This window comes from Terrisporobacter mayombei (genome assembly GCF_020748465.1).
GTDB lineage: Bacteria > Bacillota > Clostridia > Peptostreptococcales > Peptostreptococcaceae > Terrisporobacter > Terrisporobacter mayombei.
Genome location: NZ_JAHZMP010000021.1, coordinates 1 through 2060 on the forward strand (window position 1 = coordinate 1; position 2060 = coordinate 2060).

22 tRNA genes are annotated in these 2060 nt (G+C 52.0%); all 22 read right to left on the reverse strand.

Annotation, left to right across the window (positions count from 1 at the left end):
* Positions 1-51: 51 nt before the first annotated feature.
* Positions 52-126, reverse strand: a tRNA-Glu gene (locus tag K0039_RS19890).
* Between the two features lie 11 nt (positions 127-137).
* A tRNA-Met gene (locus K0039_RS19895) sits at positions 138-213 on the reverse strand.
* A 9-nt stretch (positions 214-222) separates the two neighbouring features.
* A tRNA-Leu gene (locus tag K0039_RS19900) sits at positions 223-312 on the reverse strand.
* 7 nt (positions 313-319) lie between these two features.
* Positions 320-394: transfer RNA gene (locus tag K0039_RS19905), tRNA-Asn, on the reverse strand.
* A 3-nt stretch (positions 395-397) separates the two neighbouring features.
* A tRNA-Cys gene (locus tag K0039_RS19910) sits at positions 398-472 on the reverse strand.
* A gap of 8 nt (positions 473-480) precedes the next feature.
* Positions 481-556: transfer RNA gene (locus tag K0039_RS19915), tRNA-Lys, on the reverse strand.
* Between the two features lie 10 nt (positions 557-566).
* Positions 567-643, reverse strand: a tRNA-His gene (locus K0039_RS19920).
* Positions 644-658: 15 nt separating this feature from the next.
* Positions 659-735, reverse strand: a tRNA-Pro gene (locus tag K0039_RS19925).
* Positions 736-744: 9 nt separating this feature from the next.
* Positions 745-821 (reverse strand) — tRNA-Ile (locus K0039_RS19930).
* Positions 822-843: 22 nt separating this feature from the next.
* Positions 844-920, reverse strand: a tRNA-Met gene (locus tag K0039_RS19935).
* 14 nt (positions 921-934) lie between these two features.
* Positions 935-1010 (reverse strand) — tRNA-Phe (locus K0039_RS19940).
* A gap of 3 nt (positions 1011-1013) precedes the next feature.
* Positions 1014-1102: transfer RNA gene (locus tag K0039_RS19945), tRNA-Ser, on the reverse strand.
* 7 nt (positions 1103-1109) lie between these two features.
* A tRNA-Lys gene (locus K0039_RS19950) sits at positions 1110-1185 on the reverse strand.
* Between the two features lie 9 nt (positions 1186-1194).
* A tRNA-Gln gene (locus K0039_RS19955) sits at positions 1195-1270 on the reverse strand.
* 9 nt (positions 1271-1279) lie between these two features.
* Positions 1280-1356: transfer RNA gene (locus K0039_RS19960), tRNA-Arg, on the reverse strand.
* 21 nt (positions 1357-1377) lie between these two features.
* A tRNA-Gly gene (locus K0039_RS19965) sits at positions 1378-1452 on the reverse strand.
* Between the two features lie 21 nt (positions 1453-1473).
* Positions 1474-1557 (reverse strand) — tRNA-Leu (locus tag K0039_RS19970).
* Positions 1558-1567: 10 nt separating this feature from the next.
* Positions 1568-1652: transfer RNA gene (locus K0039_RS19975), tRNA-Tyr, on the reverse strand.
* A gap of 7 nt (positions 1653-1659) precedes the next feature.
* Positions 1660-1734 (reverse strand) — tRNA-Thr (locus tag K0039_RS19980).
* A gap of 21 nt (positions 1735-1755) precedes the next feature.
* Positions 1756-1832: transfer RNA gene (locus tag K0039_RS19985), tRNA-Asp, on the reverse strand.
* Between the two features lie 15 nt (positions 1833-1847).
* A tRNA-Val gene (locus tag K0039_RS19990) sits at positions 1848-1923 on the reverse strand.
* Between the two features lie 13 nt (positions 1924-1936).
* Positions 1937-2010: transfer RNA gene (locus K0039_RS19995), tRNA-Gly, on the reverse strand.
* Positions 2011-2060: the final 50 nt, after the last annotated feature.

A 2060-nucleotide genomic window follows, 5' to 3' on the forward strand; every position in this document is an offset into this window, starting at 1 on the left:
CCTCACAGCCGGCTTGGAAGGCCGGAACTCTACCATTGAGCTACACCCGCATGGTGACTCATAGGGGAATCGAACCCCTGTTACCGCCGTGAAAGGGCGGTGTCTTGACCGCTTGACCAATGAGCCATATATTTAAATGGTTGCGGAGACAGGACTCGAACCTGTGACCTTCGGGTTATGAGCCCGACGAGCTGCCAACTGCTCCACTCCGCGATATTAATTTGGTGCCGAAGACCGGAATCGAACCGGTACGAAAGTATAAGTTTCGCAGGATTTTAAGTCCTGTGCGTCTGCCAGTTCCGCCACTTCGGCACTTTCTTGGCTCCAAGGGAGGGACTCGAACCCTCAGCCTATCGGTTAACAGCCGAGTGCTCCACCGTTGAGCTACCTTGGAATATGGAGGCGACACCCAGATTTGAACTGGGGATGAAGGAGTTGCAGTCCTCTACCTTAGCCACTTGGTCATGTCGCCATATTTAGTGGTGACCCATCGGAGATTCGAACTCCGGACACCTTGATTAAAAGTCAAGTGCTCTACCGACTGAGCTAATGAGTCATATATTTTATGGGGTGGATAATGAGATTCGAACTCACGGCCTCCAGAGCCACAATCTGGCGCTCTAACCAACTGAGCTATACCCACCATAATTGATAAAAGTGGTCGAGGTGAAGGGACTCGAACCCCCGGCCCCATGGTCCCAAACCAAGTGCGCTACCAAACTGCGCTACACCTCGAACTAAAAGTGGTGGACCATCAGGGACTCGAACCCCAGACCTACCGGTTATGAGCCGGGCGCTCTAACCAACTGAGCTAATGGTCCACGTTTATTATTAAAGTCTAAATGGTAGCGGTAACAGGAGTCGAACCTGTGACCTTTCGGGTATGAACCGAACGCTCTAGCCAACTAAGCTATACCGCCACAATATTTAAATATGGTGCCCAGAGGCGGAATCGAACCACCGACACGGGGATTTTCAGTCCCCTGCTCTACCGACTGAGCTATCTGGGCATCTGGCGGAGAGGGTGGGATTCGAACCCACGGTGCCGTTAAGCATCACTGGTTTTCAAGACCAGCTCCTTAAACCACTCGGACACCTCTCCAGATTAATGGTGACCCATCGGAGATTCGAACTCCGGACACCTTGATTAAAAGTCAAGTGCTCTACCGACTGAGCTAATGAGTCATATTTGTATGGCTGGGGATGCAGGACTCGAACCTACGCATGCATGAGTCAAAGTCATGTGCCTTACCGACTTGGCTAATCCCCAATATATAAGTGGTGAGCGCACAGGGATTCGAACCCCGGACACACGCCTTAGAAGGGCGTTGCTCTATCCAGCTGAGCTATGCACCCACATATATTGTTTGTTTTTTTTGGAGCGGGAAACGAGATTCGAACTCGCGACTTCAACCTTGGCAAGGTTGCGCTCTACCACTGAACTATTCCCGCATGTTAGGTATAGTTAAAAAGTGGTGCGGATGAAGGGAGTCGAACCCCCACGCCAATGGCGCTAGATCCTAAGTCTAGTGCGTCTGCCAATTCCGCCACATCCGCATACTTCTTTTGGTGGAGGATGGTGGATTCGAACCACCGAAAGCACAGCTAACAGATTTACAGTCTGCCCCCTTTGGCCACTCGGGAAATCCTCCGCATTTATGGAGCTGGTGATAGGAATCGAACCTACAACCTGCTGATTACAAGTCAGCTGCTCTACCGTTGAGCCACACCAGCGTATTATTTAAAGAAGTATTATGGCGACCTGGAAGGGGTTCGAACCCTCGACCTCCAGCGTGACAGGCTGGCATTCTAACCAACTGAACTACCAGGCCGCGTTTGTGTTTTTATGGTGGGACCAACAGGGCTCGAACCTGTGACCCCCTGCTTGTAAGGCAGGTGCTCTCCCAGCTGAGCTATGGTCCCGGGATAAATCAAATGGAGCGGGTGAAGGGGATCGAACCCTCACAGCCGGCTTGGAAGGCCGGAACTCTACCATTGAGCTACACCCGCATGGTGACTCATAGGGGAATCGAACCCCTGTTACCGCCGTGAAAGGGCGG